The organism is Spongiactinospora sp. TRM90649 (assembly GCF_029382225.1).
Classification (GTDB): Bacteria; Actinomycetota; Actinomycetes; order Streptosporangiales; family Streptosporangiaceae; genus Spongiactinospora.
Genome location: NZ_JARLTC010000009.1, coordinates 145,350 through 165,330, shown reverse-complemented (window position 1 = coordinate 165,330; position 19,981 = coordinate 145,350). Strand labels below are relative to the sequence as shown.

The window sequence follows — 19,981 nt, the reverse complement described above, 5'->3', positions numbered from 1 at the left end:
CCCGGCGGAGTTGTCGCTCACCAGGTCACGCGCAGGGAGCGCAGGCCGTACACGAGGGTGGACATCCGGAAGTCCGGCTCCCGCTCCGGTTCGGCCAGGGCCAGGTCCGGGAGGCGCCGCAGCAACGCGGGAAAGGCGAGGCGCATCTCCATCCGCGCCAGCGGAGCCCCGAGGCAGTGGTGCACCCCGTGACCGAAGGCGACGTGACCGGCGGCTCCCCGGGTGACGTCGAGGTCGCCAGGATTCTCGACGAGGGCGGCGTCGCGGTCGGCGGCCGGGATCGAAGCGATCACCAGGGAGCCCGCCGGAATGGTCCGTCCGGCGATCTCCACATCCCTGGTGGCCGTGCGCGGCGGCGGCGACTGCACGATGGACAGCCAGCGCAGCAGCTCCTCGACGGCGGGCTCGATCATCGCCGGGTCGTCGCGGACCAGCGCGAGCTGGTCCGGATGCCGCAGCAGGGCCAGGGTGCCCAGGCCGAGCATGTTCGAGGTGGTCTCGTGCCCGGCCAGCAGCAGCAGTTCCGCGATGCCGGTCAGTTCGTCGGTGCTGAGCTCGTCGCCGTGCGCGCGCACCAGCGTGCCGAGCATGTCCTCGCCCGGCTCCGCCCGCGCGCGGCCCACGAGTCCGGCCATGTAGGCGCGGCCTTCGCGCTGCGCCGCGACGCGCCCCTCCATCGGCCCGGAGGCGTCCAGCAGCCGCACGGCACGGTGATGGAAGGCGGCCCGGTCGGCGTACGGGACCCCCAGCAACTCACAGATCACCAGCGACGGCACCGGCAACGCGAAGTGCGCCACCAGATCGGCCGGTCGCCCGGCCCGCTCCAGATCGTCCAGCGCGCCCTCGACGATCTCCCTGATCCGCGGTTCGAGCCTGTGCATCCGGCGCACCGTGAACTCCGGGGTGAGCATCCGCCGCAGCCGCGTGTGCTCCGGCGGGTCCAACGCGAAGAGCAGCCCGGCCTGTACCTGGGCCGCCTCCTCCGCGCTCATCCGCTCCACGCCCGGCAACGGCGTCAGCGCACTGCTGAACGTCGCCGCGTCCGACAGCACCTGACGGACGTCCTCGTACCTGCAGACCAGGTACGCCGGCTGCCCGAACGGCGTCCGCACCGGCACGACGCCCTCCTCCTCACGTGCCCGGATCACTTCCTCGACGGGATCGAAACCGTTCCGCCGCATCTGCAGCGGCAGTTCCAGTGAGTGTGTCATCGTCTGTCCTTCGTCCAGTGACGGGTGTCATCTGTCCGACTGGGCAGCACGACGAAATGTGAGGTCGCCCGAGGGGAGCCGGGGCGGTCAGAGCGCCGACAGGCAGGTGACCAGGTATTCGCCGAGTTCTTCGATGCGGGTGTCGGGGATGCGGCGGTCGCCTACGAGTCAATCCAGTCGGGCAAGACGGTCACCCTCCCGGCCGACCTCTGACCGATCAGGGCCGGTGGCGAGCACCTCGGCCGGATGCCCGGCCCTGCCGGGCATCCGGCGGGCCATGCCCGCCACCAGGCCGACCGCTTCCGGCGGCACATCGCCGGACCCCACCGGATGCGCAGGTCAGGCCCTGTCGGCGATCACGTCTTCAGCTTGAGCCGCTGCTTCGACCGGCCAGGGAACACGACGACCAAGTGCTCTTCCCCTCCATCGGAGAGCCGCACGTAGACGCGAAGCCGGTAGTGGCCCTTCCCCGCGATCGCCAGGTTCGGCATCGGAGCGCCCGCGCCCACGTCGCCGCCCTCGCCCATCTCCGGCACGGTGAGCCCGCCGGTGCGGCTGAGGATCGGCACCTCGTGGACCTGGTCCCACCCGGCCGTCCGGCGGGGTGGCGCGGTGCGGAAGGCCTTCACCGTGAGACACAGATCGATGACGTCCTCGACGTGCCCGACGAGCATCGAGCTGCCGCTCCCCCCGATGAGGGAGTCGTCCTCGTAGATCTGGTCCATCGCCTCTTCCGTCCCCTCCTCGTTCGTTTCGTCCTTGGGGTCGTGGACCAGGTAGCCGGGATCGCCGTCGGCGAACAGGAAGTAGTTGGCCGTGGCCTGGACGACGCCCTTGGTGCGCGGCCACGGGTCGCGGCAGGCCGCGTTCTTCTCGGCGAGGAAGGCGGATTCCGCCGCCTTCGCCTGCGCGGTGGACCGCAGCAGGCTGGGATCGGTCCTGCCGATGATCTCCGGGCACACGTAGACGAGGTCCCACGAGTCCGCGCCCCAGGCGGCGCGCTCGCTGCCGGCCCGCGTCAGGAGAGCCTCCTGCTCCTCGCGGTCCTTCGCCCGGCACAGCTCCCGCCCGTACGCCAGGACCGCCTGGTCCGGCAGGGTGTCGGGGAACATGGGCGGGACTCCGCTCTCCCTGCTCCGCGCCCGGCACAGGAACGCGCCGTCGCGTTCAGCGGGCTTCAGGTCGCCGAAGGCGGGCCGGTCGTAGCAGTCCATCGACCAGCCGGTGTAGGTGAGCCGCGGGGTCTCGTGCGGGGGGATCGCCGCGATGATCGGCACCATGACCACGGCGGCCGCCGCGACGCGGATCACGCGCCGCCGTCCGGCCGAGAGCTCCGCCTGACGGCTCTCGCTCCTGGTGGGCAGTTCACGGGCGGTCGCCGCGATCCACACGGTGGCGACGAACCCCAGCGCGTCCATCAGGATCGGCATCAGCAACTGGGTACTGTAGATCTCCTGGGGGAGAAGGTCGACCGGGATCCACAGCGCGTAGACGCCGGCCGCCGCCCACCCCGCGGTCTGCGTACCAAAGCTCCAGCGGCCATCGCGCCGCTGCCCCGCGACCGTGAGGGCGGTCGCCGCCGCCGTGATCAGGGTCAGGCCCGTCGCGTAGACGGGGCCCGAGCCGAACTCCAGGAGGTCGAGTTCGTCGAGCAGGTCGTTGGCCATGGCGGCGAGCTCGACCGTGCACATCGCCCCGGCGGCGGCGCGCAGCACGCGGGACCGCCATCGGATGACGAGCAGGAAGAGGACGTAGATCGCGGTCCACAGCGCGAACGGGAGCGCCGCCTCGGCCGGACCGGGGAGCAGGTCGATCGGGATCCACAGCACGAGGTCGTACGCCACCGCCAGGTAGAGCAGCAGGCGCAGCGCCTTCTCCCGGCGGTCCAGCGGTCCCCGCATGGGGGTGCGCAGGATCAGCCATATCAGCGCGGCCTTGACCAGGGCGGCCAGGATCAGCGCCACGGTCGTCGTGGTGCTGAACCCGCCTTCGCCGGTGGAGAAGCGGGCGAAAGCGGGGGACGACCATTCGGCGGCCACCCATAGCCAGGGGTCGCCGAGTATCAGGCCCGCTACCGCCGCCGCAACGGCCAGACCTACCACGCTGATTCTGACAACTCGCCATAAACCATCCGGAAGCACGGCACGTGATCTTAGCGGGGCCCTCTGACATCGCCGTCCGCCGTCGCCTATCCTTGGGCGGTAACGAGGGGAGTACTTCCCAAGCGCCGCACCGGTCAGTACGGGCGTCCGAACGCCCCCGGGCGGCCGCCCGTATGCCACGGGCGAAGGAGACCTCGAACGATTCTTGACGCGTTCGAGGAGGTCGAATGTCCGCAGGGACGCTTCTGGCTGCGCCCGCGCAGGGGTCCATCGCATCGGGGCAGTTGTGGCTGATCACCGGTCTCGCCCTGGTGGCGTTGCTCACAGTGGACATCGTGCTGACCCGGCGCCCGCACGAGGTCCACATGCGCGAGGCCGTGGGCTGGTCGGTGTTCTACCTGGTGCTCCCGGTGGCGTTCGGCTTTTACCTGTGGGGCGGCTTCGGCGGCACGGTCGCGGTCGAGTTCTTCACCGGGTACGTGGTGGAGAAGTCACTGTCCGTGGACAACCTGTTCGTGTTCATGCTGCTGTTGACGGCCTTCGCGGTGCCACCGGAACTCACCCAGCGGGTACTCCTGTACGGCATCATCGGCGCACTGGTGCTCCGGGGGATCTTCATCGCGCTGGGCGCGGCGGCCCTGCAGATGGGCACGTGGGTCTTCGTGATCTTCGGTGCCATCCTGATCGTGACGGCGGCGAAGGTCTTCAAGCAGGCCAGGGAAGAGGGCGGCCAACGGGTCGACATCGACTCCATGCGCAGCGTCCGCCTGCTGCGGCGGATGGTCCCCGTCACCGGTGAGTACCACGGCTTCCGCATGCTGGTGCGAGAGAAGGGACGGCTGGCGGTCACGCCACTGGCCCTGGCCACCGTGGCGGTGTTCGCCACCGACATCGTCTTCGCCGTCGACTCGGTGCCCGCCGTGTACGGCGTGACCGAAGACCCCTTCCTCGTCTTCGCCACCAACGCCTTCGCCCTGCTGGGGCTGCGGGCGCTGTACTTCGTGCTGCGGGGCGCGCTGAGCAGGCTGCGGCACCTCGACTACGGCCTGGCCATCATCCTGGCGTTCATCGGGGTCAAGCTGGTGCTGCACTGGGCGCACGGCGTCTGGACCCAGATCCCGGAAATCCCCACCCTCGCCTCGCTCGGCGTGATCGTCGTGGTGCTGGTCACGGTGACGCTGACCAGCCTGCGCGCGGAGCGCGCCACCCGGAAATGAGAGAACCCGAAATGAGAAAAGGGGCCACGCCGACCGCTCGGGAGCGGTGGCGTGGCCCAGGGGAGATCAGGCGGCTACGGGGTCGGGTTGGCAGGTGGACAGTGACTGATAGTGGCGCAGCATCCTCCCGGCGTCGGGGCGGGTTCCGGTGAACAGGCGGAACGCCTCGGCCGCCTGGAAGACGAGCATGGCGCCGCCGCTCATGGTCCGGCAGCCGATGGCGCGGGCCGTCCGGAGCAGTTCGGTCTCGGCAGGGACGTAGATGAGATCGAGCACCCACTGGTGGGGGGCGAGCAGCTCCGGTGGGAACGGCAGCCCGGGATGGAGCGGCATGCCGACGGGGGTCGCGTTGATCACCCCGTCCGCGTGCCGCAGGGCGGACTCCAGATCGTCCGACGCGACCGCGCGTGGGCCGGCGAACCGCCGGTTCATCCGGGCCGCCAGGACGGCCGCGCGCGTCCGGTCGGCGTCCACGATGGTCAGCCGCCGCACGCCACGGCGCAGCAGCGCGTACGCGACGGCCGAACCGGCCCCGCCCGCGCCCACCAGGACGACCTCGCCGACGGCGACGTCCGGCAGGTCGTGGTCCAGGGCCCGGCCGACACCGATCCAGTCGGTGTTGTGGCCGATGGCCCTGGTCCCGTCGAACACCACGGTGTTGACCGCGCCGATGGTCGCGGCCTCGGGGGACACCTCCTCAAGACCTTGGAAGACGACCTGTTTACAGGGATGGGTGATGTTGAGCCCCGCGTATCCCATCCGCAGGGCCTCGTTCAGCAGCTCCGGCGTTCTGGTGGCGTCGAGGCCGAGATCGTCGATGTCGATGAGCCGATAGACGACCCTGAGCCCGTTCCGCTCTCCTTCGCGCTCGTGCAGCGACGGGCTCTTGGACGCGCCGATGCCGGATCCGATCAGTCCGGTCAGGAAGCTTTCAGCCATAGAGGTCGCTCCAGAGTGCGGGTTCGCTGTCGATTTCGATGAGTCCTCCCGGCGGCTCGCCGATGACGGCCAGCGCCGCTGCCGCGGCTCCCGCGCCGTCGAGGGCGAACAGGGTGACGTCATCCGGCACCAGCGGACGGCCGGTCCAGTTGAGCAGGCGCGGAGCCTCGAAGGGGCCCGACGTCTCCAGATGGCGCATGGGGATGCGCAGCCCGTCACCGGTGGCCTTGAGTACGGCCTCCTTTCTCGTCCACCAGGTGAGCAGCGCCGTACGGCGGCGCTCGTCGGGCAGTAGCCGGTAGGCGGACAGTTCCGATGGGGCGAGGATGTTCTCGGCGAGGAGGTCGTTGTCGATCAGCGTGGCGCCGTCCTCCACATCGATGCCGATCGGGGTGTGCCGGGCGACGGCGCAGACGATGTGCTTGTCGGTGTGCGACAGCGAGACCTCCAGGTCGGTGCCGCTGATCCGGGGCTTGCCATGCGGCCGGTCGCACGAGGAGCAGTGCCGTTCGATCACGATCTCGCCGGGCGCGGTGCCCAGGTGATGGGCCGTGGCGACGCGCAGCAGCGCGCATCCGTACGCGAACCCGGCGCGGGCGCCGGGCCGCCGGATCGCGGCGTAGCGCGCGAGCTCCTCCTCGTTCATGAACGCGGCAGGCCGCATGGCGTCGTAGGGTCCCGCCCGGACCCACCACACCCACACTTCGCCCGCGAGCGGCCTGCGCAGCAGGGAGGGTTCGAGCGCGGAGGTTGTCATGGTGGCCTCCTTAGCAGCGGGTCACGCGACGAGGACGCCCTCGACCGCGTCGCTGACCGCCACCGCGTCGGAGCCGGCGGTCCTGATCACCTCGTCCAGTTCGGCGTAGCGCTCTCTGAGCCGTCGCTTCAGCACCTTGCCCGTCACGCCGACGGGCAGCGCGTCGACGATCTCCAGCACGGTCAGGGGCGGGTGGCCGGCGGCGGCCAGGACCGTGTTGGCCTCGGCCAGCAGCCGCCGCGGGTCGGCGTTCTCGGCGGTCGTCGCGCCCACGGCGACCGTCTTGCCGTCGAGCGTCGCCGCGACGACGGCGACGTCCTTGATGTCGGCGACGTCGGAGAGGATCGTCTCCTCCATCAGCACCGAGTAGCCGGTCCCTTCCGCCGTCTCGATGGTGTCCACGGCGCGGTCGACGTGGTAGAAGTTGTCGTCCGCGTCGCGGTAGACCATGTCGCCGGGGCACCAGTAGCCGCCCAGCCGGCTGCGGTAGCTGGTGTCGGAGTCGTTCCAGTAGCCCGCGGTGATCGCCGGGCCCCTGGCCCCGAGCAGCCCGACCTCGCCGACCTCGCAGGGCGTGCCGTCCTTGCGCAGGACGGCCACCTCCGAGACGCCGACGGGCTTGCCCACGCAGCGGTCGTTCCGCTCCGACGCAAGGGTGGTGACCTTGAGCAGCACGGCCCAGCCAAGTTCGGTGGTGCCGAGCCGGTCCAGCCAGGCCGAGGGGGGCAGGTCGGGGCTGCGGTGCCCGAGCACCTTGAGGATGTGGTCGTAGTGGACGGCGTCCGCGGTGGTGACCCAGTGCCCGACCGAGTCGAGCACCCCCGGCTCCAGGTCGAAGGTGGCCAGGTCCACACAGGTGTGGCCGAAGCCCATGACCGAGGTGGGCCGGTGCTCCTTGATCAGCTCGACCAGCTCCCGGGGGCTCGGGTCGAAGGCCGGGATCACCGGGGTGCCGCCGAAGATGGCGTAGGTCGAGTAGTGGATGTTGCCGAGGTGCGACTGCGGCATCGCGGTCAGCATGGCGCCGCCGCCCGACGTCAGCGTCGGGTCGTCGATGGTGAGCCGGAAGAGCGGGCCGGCGACGCTGGACCGGTGGGTCTGGGTGACCGGCTTGGGCAGCCCGGTGGTGCCCGAGGAGTGCATGATCGAGACCGGGTCCTCGGGGTTGTGCTTCCAGCGCGCCTCGGCGGGCAGCACGGCCGGCGGCGGGGCGGGCAGCTCCTCCTCCAACTGGATCCAGCCCAGGCTGGGCTGCCGGTCGATCTCGTCCCCGAGCCGGGCCAGGTGCTCGCGGTCGGTGTAGAGGCCGACCGGGCTGGTCTTGCCGAGCAGCGACGCGGCGATCTCACACGGGGAGTTGCTGTTGATCAGTAAGGCCACCGCGCCGATGGAGGACAGCGCGAAGTAGTGGATCGCGTAGGCGAAGGAGTCCTTCGTGTAGACCGCGACGCGGTCGCGCGGCGCGACGCCCTTGTTGAGGTACCAGACGGCCCAGCTCTGCGCGAGCTGGTCGAGTTCCAGCAGGCTGAAGTCGCTCTGTGGCGACCCGTCGGTACGGGTGAGCGGGCGGGCCGAGCGGATGAAGCGCGCGTCGGGCGCCGGGCTGGACTCGATCGCGGACGTGAGCAGGTTGCCCCCGCCGATCCCCTGGCGCTTGGCGAATGCCTGGCGCTGGTCCATCGTCAGCAGCGCTCGTGCGGACAATGTCATGATCATTAGCCTTTCGAAGAATGGGTAAGTGACTGGAGCGCGGTTCTGTCGAGCTTGCCGACGCCGATCGTCGGCAGCGCGTCCAGCGGGACCAGCCGTTCCGGCAACTTGTACGAGGCCAGCCCCCGCCCGGTCAGATACCGCCGCACGTCCACGAGCGTGAGCGCCTGGGAAGGGACCACGAACAGGCAGACGGCCTCGCCGTACACCGGGTGCGGCATCGGCGCCACCCCGGCGGCCGACACCTGCGGCATCTGGCCGACGAGCGCCTCCAGTTCCTCGGCGCAGATCTTCTCCCCGCCGCGGTTGACGAGGTTCTTGATCCGGCCGACGACCTGCAGGTTGCCGTCTGGGCGCTGCCGTACCAGGTCACCGGTGCGGTAGAAGCCCTCGGCGGTGAAGGCCCTGGCCGTGGCCTCCGGATCGCCGTAGTATCCGGCGATCGTGGAGGGGCCGCGGGTGAGCAACTGGCCGACCTCTCCGGGGGGCACGGTCCGCCCCTCGTCGTCGACGATCCGGATCTCGTCGTGCGGCGACGCGGGCCTGCCCTGCGTCGTGCGCACGGTTTCGAGCGGGTCGTGCAGCCGGGTGAAGTTGGCCAGCCCCTCGCTCATGCCGTACACCTGCTGAAGCGTGCACGGCAGCGCCTCGTCGGCCCGGACGGCGAGGTCGGCGTCCAGACGGGCGCCGCCGACCTGGAGGACCTTCAGGCTGGACAGGTCGAACCGCTCCTCGCGCAGCACGCCCAGCCACTGGGTGACCAGGCCGGGGACGGCCGCCGCGTGGGTGACCCGCTCGCGCTGGACCAGTTCCAGGACCCGGCGCGGATCCTCGGGTGTGGCCAGCACGACCGTGCCACCGGACGACAGGGTGCCGAGGATGCCGGGGTAGGCCAGGACGAAGGTGTGCGTACCAGGCAGCACGGCGAGGTAGACCGTACGCTCGTCGACTCCGGCCACCTGCGACGTGCCGCGGATGACATGGCCGTAGTCCTCGTGCGTCCTGGCGATCACCTTCGGCGGGCCGGTGGTGCCGCTGGACAGCAGCATCAGCGCCGCCCTGGTGGCGTCGGCGGCCGTGACCGGGACGGCCGGGCCGGGGGCGCAGAGCCGTACCAGGTCGTGGTCGGGATCGTCGTCGCCCGCGACCAGCACGGTGGCCAGTCGCGGGTGCCGGTCGCGCAGTGCCGCGACGAGCTGCCGATGGCCGGAGCGGCGCTGCCTGCCGTCGACCGCGATCGCGGTCGCCTTGGTGATCTCCAGAATCCGGTCGAGCTCGTACTCGCGCAGGGTCGGCAGGGTCAGGACCGGCGGGACGCCGATCCTCATCAGCGCCAGCACGAGCACCAGGTACTCGACGCTGTTGGGCAACTGCACGATCACCGGGCCGTGCCCGGCGACGCCGAGCGCGCGCAGCCGCCCGGCGCAGCCCTCGACGCGGGCGGCCAGCTCACCGTAGGTGATCCGGCGGTCGTCGTGGACGACGGCCACCGAATCGGGCCTGCGGGCCGCCTGCGCGAAGATGACGGCGTCGATGGTCTCCGGCAGCCAGAGCCCGAGCCGGCGATATTGGGGGGCGTCGGGTACCCGCGGCACGTCGTCCGCGGGGGCCTGCGGCTCGTCCGCCGGTGCCTGCGACGCGGGCGCGGTGGCCAGCGCGGCCAGTTCGCCCAGGGTGTAGTCCTTGGCGTCCCACAGATCGACGTACACGCCGAATCGGCGCTCCAGTTCGAGCTCCAGCTCGGTCGTCTCGACCGAGCTGAGTTCGAGGTCCGCGCGGAGCCGGACCTCGGGGGTGAGCTCGTCCGCGGATACGCCGAGGGATGTCAGGACGCCGGTGAGGTGGGATAGACGCATTTTCGGTTCCTCCCAGATGTGGCGTCAGTCCTGCGCCAGGGACTCCTCGACGATGCCGACCACCGCGTCCAGCACGTCGGGCGTGTGCGCGGTGCTCAGGAACCAGGGCTCCAGCGGGTTGGGGTGGAAGTAGAGCCCGGCGGCCTGACTCCGGATCTGGAAGCGGCGGTGCTCCTCGAAGTCGATCAGTTCGACGGCCGCGTCGTAGTCGGACTCGGTCTCCTGCGGGCGCTTCAGCAGCGCGACGGACATGACGGATCCGGCCCTGGTGACGCGGGCCGGCCGGCCCGCGTCGGCGAACGCGGCGGTCAGGCGCTGCTCCAGGTAGGAGGTCGCGACGTCGAGCGTGCCGTACACGGACGGGTTGCCGCTGATCTTGGTCAGCATGGCGACCACGGCCGACACGGCCGCGTGGTTCCCCGAGAACACGCCCGCGTGGAACGCCTCGTTGCGGGCCAGCGGGGCCATCAGCTCCCTGCTGCCGCCGAAGGCCGCCACGGGGAAGCCGCCGCCCATCACCTTGGACACGATGGTCAGGTCGGGCCGCACGCCCAGCAGTTCCTGCGCCCCGCCGGGGGCCATCCGGAAACCGGTGATGACCTCGTCGAAGACCAGCAGGCCGCCGTGCTTGGCGGTCAGCTCGGCGATCCTCTCGACGAAGCCGGGCCTGGCCCAGACCATCCCGGCGTTGCCGCAGATCGGCTCCAGGATCACCGCGGCGATCGAGGTGCCGTACTCGGCGAAGACCCGCTCAAGCGCCTCCTCGTCGTTCCAGGGGAGCTGGAGCGTGTAGGTGAGCGCGGAGGGGATCATGCCGGGCGCGCCCGGCTCGGCGCCACGCGGGTCGTTGCCGTTGTTGGTGATGGCCGACTTGCGGAGCATGGTCTCGCTCCACCCGTGGTAATGGCCCTCGAAGGTGACGACGATGTCCCGCTTGGTGAGGTAGCGGGCCAGGCGCAGTGCCGAGGTGATCGCCTCGGTGCCCGAGTTGGCGAACCTGACCTGCTCGATCGACGGGACCAGGTCCCTGATCAGCTCGGCCGCCTGGTGGTCCAGGCGGTGCGGGATGCCGGTGATCGCGCCCTTGCTCAACTGCCTGGCGACCGCGCCGAGCACGTCGGGGTCGGCGTAGCCGAACAGGTGGGGGCCGTACCCCATGTTCACGTCGATCAGCTCATCGCCCTCGACGTTCCAGATGCGGCACCCCTCCGAGCGATCGAGCACCAGGGGAGTGGTGACACCCAGATTGCGCATGTTGCTGCTGCCACCACCGGCGATGACGGCACGGGTGGCCTCAAGCAGGCGTGCGCTGGCCAACGGTTCGACAGGGGTCTGCGTCATGGAACGGCACTCCTTGATCGGTGATGACCCGCACGTAGCAGGGGTCGTTCGGGATGTCGGCCAGGTCGGCCCGCAGGATGACGAGCTCGCCGCGCCGCGTCAGTTCCGCGAAGCGGTTGAACTTGTAGGTGATGAGCATCTGGCGGTTCTTGCCGGTGGCCACGTACTCGCCGTACAGGAGGGCCCCGGCGTCGCGGGCCAGGCGCTTGATGTGGTTGATGAGGATGGTGCCGACGCCTCTGGACATGACCCGGCACGACATGAGCAGCAGCTTCATCGTCCAGACGGTGTCGTCCTTCTCCAGCAGCGCCAGGCCGATCGTGCCGTAGGGCCCGTATCGGTCCTCAAGCGCGGCGGTGAGCAGGATGTGCCGGTCGGATTCGAGGAACCCCTCCAGCTCCGCGAGTGAGTAGGTGTATCCGGTGGTGTTGAGCTGGTTGGTGCGGAGCGTCAGCTCCTCGGCGCGCCGCAGGTCGTCCCGTACGGCGTGCTTGATCGTGAAGCGCATGCCGAGACCGCTGAGGAAGTCCTGCTGCGCGCCGTCGAACTCGGCTTCGACGGTCTTCCGGCGCTCGTCGGCGCGGTACATCTCGCGCCGGCGCCGGGAGTCCTCGGTGACGAACGCCGGGGTGAACTCCGGCCTGTCCGGCAGGCTCCCGACCTCGACCGCGTCGTAGCAGCGGACCTGCGGCAGCGCGGCGGCCACCTCGTCCCGCTCGAACGGCTGGTCGTCCACGAACGCGAACGTGTCGAGGCCGATGTTGATGTCGGCGGCGATGGCCTTCACCGACGCGGACTTCGCGTGCCAGCCGATCTGGGGGTAGAGGAAGTAGTCGGCCAGGCCGAACTCCGCCAGCTTGGCCAGCGCCGCCTCGGGGTCGTTGCGGCTGGCGATGGAGTGCAGGACGCCGCGCCCGTCCAGCTCCTTGAGCGCGGCCACGGCCTCCGGGAAGGGCCGCACGTCGTCGCCTTCGAGCAGGATGCCGTCCCACAGCGTGTTGTCCAGGTCCCAGACCAGGCACTTGACGGTCTTGGCCATGATCAGGACTCCCCGCTGGGAATGAGGCGCGCGATCATGGTCTGCTGGATCTGGGTGCTGCCCTCGATGATCTCCATGACCTTCGCGTCCCGGAACAGCCGCTGCGGCGACCCGGCGGGGTCGCAGCCGTGCGCCCCGAAGATCTGCACGGTGTCCGACGCGCTGCGCATGGCCGTGGTGGAGGCGAAGTACTTGGCCATCCACACGGCGGCCACCGCCTTGGAGTCGCCGGCCTGCACCAGTTCCCCGGCCTGGAGGCCGAGCAGCCGGGCCGCGGACACACCGGTCGCCATGTCGGTGACCAGCCGCTGCACCAGTTGGTGGTCGAGGATCGGCACGCCGAAGGCCCGCCGTTCCCGCGCGTGACCGAGCGACAGCTCCAGGCAGGACTGGGCCAGGCCGATCGAGCCCCAGCCCACGCTGTAGCGGCCGATGTCCAGCGCCGCGCTCGCCACCGGCGCGAGCCCGAAGCCGGCCCGTCCGAGCAGCGCGGAACGCGGCACCCGGCAGTTCTCGAACCGCAGCTCGGCGATCATGGACGCGCGGGTGCCGAGCATGCCGTCGATCGGCGACACCGTCAGCCCGGGCGTGTCCCGCTCGACCACGAAGGCGCTGTAGCGGCCCTTGGACCTGGCGAAGACCAGGAAGACGTCGGCTCCCTGGCCGTAGGTGATCCACCGCTTGACGCCGTCGAGCACGTAGTCGTCACCGTCGGCGGTGGCGACCGTGCCGATCTGCGCGACGTCGCTGCCCGCCCCGGCCTCACTCAGGGCGAAGGCCCCGATCCACTCGCCCCGGGCCAGCCGGGGCAGCCAGGCCGCGCGCTGTTCCTGGGTGCCCCACCGGGTGACGGCCTGGCTGACCATGCTGTGCACGGTCAGCACGCTGCGGATCGAGGAGCAGCCGTACCCGATGGCCTCGTTGAGCAGGCCGAATTCGATCATGTTCAGTTTGGACCCGCCGTACTCGGCCGGGATGAGCGCGCCCATGAAGCCCTGGTCGGCCATCGAGGTGATGACCTCCCTGGGCACCCGGCCCTCCTGGTCCCAGACGTTGACGTGGGGTTCGATCTCGCTCTGGACGAAGCGGCGGTACTCGCGCAGCAGCTTGTCCTGTACGTCGGTCAGTGAGTGCACGCCGGCGATCATCGACCTCATCCCACCGAGACGGCTGTCTTGGACAGCACGAAGGAGGTGATCGAATTGATCGACTGAAAGTTCTCGAACTCCAGGTCCTCGTCGGCGACGGCGATGCCGAACTCGCGCTCCACCATGTAGATGAGCTGCATCACGAACAGCGAGTTCGCGTAGCCGGAGGCGAAGATGTCCTCGTCGTCGTCGAAGCCCGTGCCGCTGATGTGGCTGCGCAGGAAGTCCCTGACCGTGTTCTTGACCGTTTCCATGGATCGATCTCCTACTCGTAGTCGTGGAAGCCGTGGCCGCTCTTGCGACCCAGCCGACCGGCGTCGACGAGCCGCGCCAGCAGCGGGCACGGGCGGTACTTGCTGTCGGCGAAGGACTCGAAGAGCCCCTGGATCGACAGCAGGATGGTGTCGAGTCCGATGAGGTCCGCCGTCTCCAGCGGGCCCATGGTGTGCCCGAAGCAGCCCTTGAAGATCCGGTCCACCTGGGTGGCGTCGGCCACCCCCTCGTGCACCAGATAGGCGGCCTCGTTGACGGTGAGCATGAGCACCCGGTTGGAGACGAACCCCGGCGAGTCGGCGACGACCACGCCCTCCTTGCCGATGGCGGCGAGCATGTCGAGCATCGTCTGCACGGTCTCGTCGGAGGTGTGGTAACCCCTGATGACCTCGACCATCGGCTTGAGCGAAACGGGGTTCATGAAGTGCGCCCCGACGATCTTGTCGGGGCGCTGGGTCACTCCGCCGACCCGGGTGATGGGGATGCACGAGGTGTTCACCGCGAAGACCGTGTGCGGCTTGCAGAGCTGGTCGAGTTCCACGTAGATCGGGCGCTTGACGTCCCAGTCCTCGGTGACGTTCTCCACCACGAAGTCCGCCTCCGCCACGTCGGCGAGCTCTGTGGTGAAACGGATGCGTGACAGGACCTCGGCCCGGGCGGCGGCGGGCGGCGGAGCCAGGCCGCGCCGGGCACCGAGCATCCGCTGGAAGCGCAGGCTCCGATCCACGGACTGCCTGGCCTTGTCCAGCACCTCGTCGGTGGTGTCCACCAGGACGACGTCGAAGCCGGCCTGCGCGAAGACCTGGGCCACCTCGCTGCCCATCACGCCTGCGCCGATGACCCCGATCGTCTGGATTGTGATGTCAGACATGACTCTCCATGAGTTGTGATTGCGGTTTGCCGGCACCGTCCGCACCGCCCGCACCGTCCGCACGCAGCGCGGCCGCCAGTCCGGCGACGGTCAGATCGTCGAAGATCGTGCCGATGGGCAGGTCCACGCCGAAGCCGTCGCGCAGCTTCGGCACGAGCTGCAGCCCCAGCAGCGAGTGCCCGCCCAGGTCGAAGAAGTCGTCGTGGACGCCGATCTTGTCCACGCCGAGCAGGTCCTGCCAGATCGTGACGAGGCTCTCCTCCAGCCCGTCGCGCGGCGCCTCGTACGGGGTGAGCAGAGCGGGTCGCGGATGCAGCTCGGCGGGGGTCGCCGGGCCGCCCGCGGCCGGGACGGCACGAGCCCGCGCGATCTGCTCGGTCACCGCGTCCATGGACCGCGTGCTGATCAGGACCTGTGTGTCGGACCCCGAGGCCAGCACGCGCGCGAACACCTCGTTGCCCTCCGCCGAGGTCATGCCGCTCTCCAGGGCGCTCTGCAGGAATCCCGAGGACTCGGCCTCGTCCGGCATCGGCGCGTCGTGGAAGCGGACCTTGTCGGGGGCGGCGTCGTGCGCGATCCGCAGCCGCTCGCCCAGGTCGTGGACCCGCTTGAGGACGAAGTCCTCCGCTTTCACCAGGACGTCGCCGTTCAGATCGGTGATCGTGAAGTCGGAGGTGACGGTCTCCTTTCCGGCCCGGTCGCCGTCGCGGTACTCCTGGTAGCTGAGGACGGACGCCGCAAGCGGCGCGAACACGCGCAGCGCGCCGTAGGAGATGGGAATGCGGAACTCCGCGGCGTGATGCACGCCGACGAAGGCCGACGCGATGTCGAGGAGGGCGGGGTGCAGTGGCAGCCCGGCGACCTCGTCCCGGTACGGCTCGGCCAGGTCGAGCCTGGCCAGGAACCGGCCGTCGCCGACGTACATCCGGCTCAGGCACTGGGACCTGGCGCCGAAGCCCATCGGCCCGGTGTCGCCCAGCTCGCCGAGGTCGCGCAGCCCGGCCGAGACACCGTCGACGTCCAGCCGGTCGGGACGGCGGACGGACAGCTCGCCGACCCGGCCGGTGGAGTGCAACTGCCACCGGTCGTCGTGCGCGCTGACGACCGCGAACGTGGTGCCGCCCGGTTCCCGCTCCAGCAGCACGCGGACCTCTCTGCGCCCGCCTTCGGGGATGACGATCGGCGTGTAGAAGGTGACCTCGGTCAGCTCCACGCCCGCGTCGCCGCGCTCGCGGTCGTCGCAGTACGCGGCCCTGACCAGCTCGAAGTGGCCGACGCCCGGCACCACGGGACGCCCGAGCATCCGGTGCTCGTCCACCAGCCAGGACCGGGTGGCATCGAAGTGCGCCACGTAGACGGAGGAGGCACCGCCGACCAGGCGGCGCTCCAGGAACGGGTGGGTGACCTTCCTGCCGCCCTGGTCGATGGTCTTGGCCGCCATGCCGACGTCCCGCCAGGCGTCCCAGTTGACCGAGACGACGCCGGGCTCGTGGTGGCCGACCGCGTCGAGGAAGGCGTTGGCCGAGGCGTAGTCCACCTGGCCGACGCCGCCGGTGACCGCGATGCCGGACGAGCAGAGCAGGACGAAGTCCAGCGGCAGTCCCAGGCAGGCGCGCCGCAGCGCCAGCGTCCCGGCGACCTTGGGGGCCAGCACTTGGGCCGCCTTGGCGGCGTCCTTGAGCTGGATCAGCCCGCCGCCGGGCACCCCGGCCGAGTGAACGACGCCGTTCAGTTCGCCGAACCGCTCGACGGCCTGCCGGACGACCAGGCCGACCTGTGCGGCGTCGGTGACGTCCGCGGCGGCGACCATGACGCTCGCGCCGTGCTCCTCCAGCCGGCGCACGGCCCTGACCCGCTCGGCGGTCTCCCCGGTGCAGGCGTCCCACTCCGCCCTGGGGGGCAGCGGGGTACGGCCGAGCAGCACCAGGTTGGCCTGGAAGTTCTCGGCCAGGTACCCGGCCACCGACAGCCCGATGCCGCCGAGCCCGCCGGTGATGAGGTAGGTCCCGCCGGGCCGCAGGCGCTGGACGCCGTCGGGCCGCAGCCGGGCCTGGTGGAACGTCCGGCGCAGGTGCAGCCGTCCTCTGATGGCCACGACGTCCGCGCCGGTGGGGGTGTCCACCTCCCGGTCCAGCTCGGCCAGCAGCCGGTGGGCGACGTCCACGGCGTCCTTGCCCGGCTGGGGCAGGTCCACGGCGCGGCAGGTGATCCGCGGGTCCTCCAGCGGCAGCACACCCACCGGGCCGAGCGCCAGCGCCTTGGCGGGCTGCGCCGCGTCGGTCCCGACGACGGCGTGCATCTCGCTGGAGACCACGGCGAGGGTCACCGGCTCGGCCAGCGTCTCCCCGCCCAGGGCCTTGGCGAGCGCGATCAGGCTGGTGAAGCCGTCCCTGGTCGCCGTGGCCACGGCCTGCTCGTCCAGCGGGTCCGCGGGCCTCTCGGAGACCAGCCAGAGGTGGACGATCCTCGTGGGCGGCCGGTCGCGCAGCCTGCTCAGCAGGGTCGCGTAGTCCGCGGCGTCCTCGGGGTTCACCTGGTAGGTGCCGTCGGGGCACGCGGCGAAGCCGGGGCCGGGCCGTACCAGGACCGCCTCGTCGCCGCGTTCGGCGAGCGCGCGCGACAGGCCCGTGGCGACGCCCTCGGAGTCGGCGAACAGCAGCCAGCGCCCGCCGTCCGCGTCCCCCGCCGCAGTGCCCGCCGCAGTGCCCGCCGCAGTGGGCGCGAGCGACTCCCAGTGCGGGACGTTGAACCAGTCCCCGAGCTCCAGGCGCCCGGCGGCGGGCTTCGCCGCCGCCGGCTTGTCCGATACGGCCACGCCGCCGCTCGGCCAGTAGCGGCGCCGCTGGAAGGGGTAGGTCGGCAGGTCGGCCTTGCGTCGCTCGGGCGTCACACCGTCCCAGTCGAGATCGACGCCGCACACCCAGAGCTTGGCCATGGTGGCGGCCAGGAACGCCGGATCGGTGGTGCGGTCGCCCGAGCCCGGCAGCGAGCCGAGGACCAGGCAACCCGCGTCGGCCGTGCGCGGCCGTGACTGGAGCGCCAGCGAGCCGAGCCCCTGGCCGGGACCGACCTCCAGCAGGACCCGTCCCGGCTCCTCCCACAGCCTGCGGATGCCGTCCCAGAACCGGACCGTGTGCCGCAGGTGCCGTGCGTAGTAGCGGGGATCGCGGGCCTCGTCCGCGGTGATCCAGTCACCGGTGACGTTGGACAGGTACGGGACGTTCGGCGCGTTGCGGGGGACCTCGGAGACGAGCCGGACGAACCGGTCGACGATCGGCTCCATCATCGAGGAGTGGAAGGCGTGCGTGGTGCGCAGCAGCCGGGCCGCGATCTTCTCGCCGGCCAGCCGCTCCCGCAGGGCCGCGATCTCCTCCTGCGGGCCCGCGACCACGCACAGGTCGGGCCCGTTGACGGCGGCCACGGACAGCCCCTCGCCCAGGGGCAGTTCGGCCTCGGGCGCCTGGACGGCGAGCATCGCCCCGCCGGGCAGCTCGCCGATCAGCTTGGCCCGCTCGGCCACCAGGTGCAGCGCGTCCGGAAGGGAGAAGACCCCGGCCAGCGTCGCGGCCACGTACTCGCCGAGGCTGTAGCCGATCAGCGCCTCCGGCCGGACCCCGCGCGCCAGCCAGACCTGCGCCAGCGCGTACTCGACGGCGAACATCACCGGCTGCGCGTGCTGGGTCTTGTCCAGCTCGCCGCCACCGCCGGACCTGCCGAGCATCGCCCGCAGGCCGCCCGCGGCCCGGTCACCCGCGGGGAACAGGACGGGACGCAGGTCGAGCCCCGACCTGTCGAGCAGGATCGCGAAGCAGCGGTCCAGGTGCTCCCGGAAGACCGGCTCGGTCTCGTACAGAGCCCGGCCCATGTGCTGGTACTGCTCGCCGAGGCCGGGCAACAGGAACGCGACCTTTCTGGGCTGCTGCGGGACGCTGAACGTCACCACCCGCCCCGGGGTGCGGCCGCGCAGCGCCGCGGCGGCGTCGTCGCGGTCGGCGACGGCCAGCGCGCGGCGGTGCGCGAAGGCGTGCCGGCCGGACTGGAGCGTGCGGGCCACCTGACCGAGCGGCACCTCATGCCCTTCCGCCAGCCAGTCGGCGAGCCGGTCGGTGGCGGCGTCCAGCGCCTCGGGGTCGGCGGCGGAGAGGGGCAGCACCTGCCAGCCGTCGTCCCCGGCGGTACGGTCGCCCGCCGCCGGGGCCTGCTCCAGGACGAGGTGCACGCCCGTGCCGCCGAGGCCGAAGGAACTGACCCCGGCGCGGCGCGGCCCTTCGGCCCGCCACTCGGTCAGCTCGGTGGAGACGCGGAGCGGCGAACGGTCCCAGGCGATGCGCGGATTGGGCCGGGTGATGTGCAGGCTCGGCGGGATCTCCGCGTTCTCCACGCAGAGGATGGCCTTGACCAGGCCCGCGATGCCGGCCGCCGCGTGGGTGTGGCCGATGTTGGTCTTGACCGAGCCGATCGGACGGGTGCCCGACCGCCAGCCCACCGCCCGGTAGGCGCGGGTGATGGCGTCGATCTCGATCCGGTCGCCCAGCGGGGTCCCCGAGCCGTGCGTCTCGACGTAGCCGATCGTGCCGGGGTCCACGCCGGAGCGGCGCAGGGCGGCCTCGATGATCCGTGACTGGCCCGCCACGCCGGGGGCGGAGAAGCCGACCCGGTCGGCTCCGTCGTTCCCCATCGCCGAGCCCCTGATCACGGCACGGATCCGGTCGCCGTCGGCCAGTGCGTCGGCCAGCCGCTTGAGCACCACGATGCCCGCGCCCTCGCCGATGACGGTGCCCTCGGCGGCGGCGTCGAAGGCCCGGCAGCGCGCGTCCGGCGAGAAGATCCCGCCCTTGTGGTAGTGGTAGCCGGGCACCTCGCCGGATCTGATGGTGACCCCGCCCGCCAGCGCCAGGTCGCAGGAGCCGGTGGTGAGCGACTCGCACGCCGAGTGCACCGCGACGAGCGCGGTGGAGCAGGCGGTCTGCACCGACATCGCCGGGCCGTTCAGGTTGAGCTTGTAGGAGATGCGGGTGGCGAGGTAGTCGTCGTCGGTGGACACCCCGGCCAGGAACTGCTCCGTCGGGTCGTCCATCTGCCCGAGCAGGCGGCGGTAGGCGTTCTTGTACGCTCCGGCGAACACGCCGACCCGGCCGGTGGGGTTGACCGGGTCGTGGCCCGCGTCCTCCAGCGCCTCCCACGCGCATTCCAGCATGACGCGGTGCTGCGGATCGATGAGCGTGGCTTCCTTGGGGTTGATTCCGAACAGTCCGGCGTCGAAGTCGCCGGAGTCGGCCACCACACCGGCGGCCGGCACGTAGTGCTCGTCCTCGATCAGTTCGCGGGAGGCGCCGGCCGCCGCCAGCTCCTCCGGCGAGAACCGGGTGATCGCCTCGGTCCCGGACCTGAGCAGCCGCCAGAACTCGGTGGTGTTCGCGGCTCCGGGGAATCGGCAGGCGATGCCGATCACCGCGATGTCGTGGCCGCCAACGGTTTCGGACATGGCGAGGTCGTCCCTCCGACGATGTGGTGTGA

14 protein-coding genes are annotated in these 19,981 nt (G+C 71.0%); 1 reads left to right on the top strand and 13 read right to left on the bottom strand.

Features of this window, described 5'->3' with window-relative positions; translation table 11 throughout:
* Positions 1-17: 17 nt before the first annotated feature.
* The 3 genes from P3X83_RS13235 to P3X83_RS13225 form a co-directional block, all read right to left on the bottom strand.
* Positions 18-1,211, bottom strand: a complete 1,194-nt coding sequence (locus tag P3X83_RS13235; protein WP_277305310.1) for a cytochrome P450 — start codon at positions 1,209-1,211, stop codon at positions 18-20.
* A 168-nt stretch (positions 1,212-1,379) separates the two neighbouring features.
* Positions 1,380-1,523 carry a hypothetical protein gene (locus tag P3X83_RS13230; protein WP_277305309.1) on the bottom strand — a complete coding sequence of 48 codons (144 nt, stop codon included), beginning with the start codon at positions 1,521-1,523 and terminating at the stop codon, positions 1,380-1,382.
* 44 nt (positions 1,524-1,567) lie between these two features.
* Positions 1,568-3,313, bottom strand: a complete 1,746-nt coding sequence (locus tag P3X83_RS13225; RefSeq protein ID WP_277305308.1) for a hypothetical protein — start codon at positions 3,311-3,313, stop codon at positions 1,568-1,570.
* 227 nt (positions 3,314-3,540) lie between these two features.
* Between P3X83_RS13225 and P3X83_RS13220 the strand changes: the two genes are divergently transcribed.
* Positions 3,541-4,530: a TerC/Alx family metal homeostasis membrane protein gene (locus P3X83_RS13220; protein WP_277305307.1), complete on the top strand. Its 990-nt coding sequence runs from the start codon at positions 3,541-3,543 to the stop codon at positions 4,528-4,530.
* 66 nt (positions 4,531-4,596) lie between these two features.
* Here P3X83_RS13220 and P3X83_RS13215 read toward each other — a convergent pair whose 3' ends face one another.
* The 10 genes from P3X83_RS13215 to P3X83_RS13170 are packed head-to-tail and all read right to left on the bottom strand — an operon-like array spanning position 4,597 to position 19,949.
* Complete coding sequence (locus P3X83_RS13215) at positions 4,597-5,469, bottom strand: shikimate dehydrogenase (protein ID WP_277305306.1); 873 nt, start codon at positions 5,467-5,469, stop codon at positions 4,597-4,599.
* Positions 5,462-6,226 (bottom strand): 4'-phosphopantetheinyl transferase superfamily protein, encoded by a 765-nt coding sequence (locus P3X83_RS13210; RefSeq protein WP_277305305.1) that lies wholly within the window; start codon positions 6,224-6,226, stop codon positions 5,462-5,464. Before P3X83_RS13210 ends, P3X83_RS13215 begins: the two co-directional genes overlap by 8 nt.
* Before the next feature lie 21 nt (positions 6,227-6,247).
* The gene (locus P3X83_RS13205) at positions 6,248-7,936 is read right to left on the bottom strand and encodes a class I adenylate-forming enzyme family protein (RefSeq protein ID WP_277305304.1); all 1,689 of its coding nucleotides are present in this window, start codon (positions 7,934-7,936) and stop codon (positions 6,248-6,250) included.
* Positions 7,937-7,941: 5 nt separating this feature from the next.
* Entirely contained in the window at positions 7,942-9,792 is a 1,851-nt protein-coding gene (locus P3X83_RS13200; RefSeq protein ID WP_277305303.1) for an AMP-binding protein, read from the bottom strand.
* Between the two features lie 24 nt (positions 9,793-9,816).
* Positions 9,817-11,133 (bottom strand): aspartate aminotransferase family protein, encoded by a 1,317-nt coding sequence (locus P3X83_RS13195; protein ID WP_277305302.1) that lies wholly within the window; start codon positions 11,131-11,133, stop codon positions 9,817-9,819.
* Positions 11,087-12,172: an HAD-IIIC family phosphatase gene (locus P3X83_RS13190; RefSeq protein ID WP_277305301.1), complete on the bottom strand. Its 1,086-nt coding sequence runs from the start codon at positions 12,170-12,172 to the stop codon at positions 11,087-11,089. The genes P3X83_RS13195 and P3X83_RS13190 overlap by 47 nt, the downstream gene beginning before the upstream one ends.
* Positions 12,173-12,174: 2 nt before the next feature.
* Positions 12,175-13,308 (bottom strand): acyl-CoA dehydrogenase family protein, encoded by a 1,134-nt coding sequence (locus P3X83_RS13185; RefSeq protein WP_277305300.1) that lies wholly within the window; start codon positions 13,306-13,308, stop codon positions 12,175-12,177.
* A 17-nt stretch (positions 13,309-13,325) separates the two neighbouring features.
* The gene (locus P3X83_RS13180) at positions 13,326-13,574 is read right to left on the bottom strand and encodes a phosphopantetheine-binding protein (protein ID WP_277305299.1); all 249 of its coding nucleotides are present in this window, start codon (positions 13,572-13,574) and stop codon (positions 13,326-13,328) included.
* An 11-nt stretch (positions 13,575-13,585) separates the two neighbouring features.
* Positions 13,586-14,464 (bottom strand): 3-hydroxyacyl-CoA dehydrogenase family protein, encoded by an 879-nt coding sequence (locus P3X83_RS13175; RefSeq protein WP_277305298.1) that lies wholly within the window; start codon positions 14,462-14,464, stop codon positions 13,586-13,588.
* Positions 14,457-19,949 (bottom strand): type I polyketide synthase, encoded by a 5,493-nt coding sequence (locus P3X83_RS13170; protein WP_277305297.1) that lies wholly within the window; start codon positions 19,947-19,949, stop codon positions 14,457-14,459. The genes P3X83_RS13175 and P3X83_RS13170 overlap by 8 nt, the downstream gene beginning before the upstream one ends.
* Positions 19,950-19,981 lie beyond the last annotated feature (32 nt).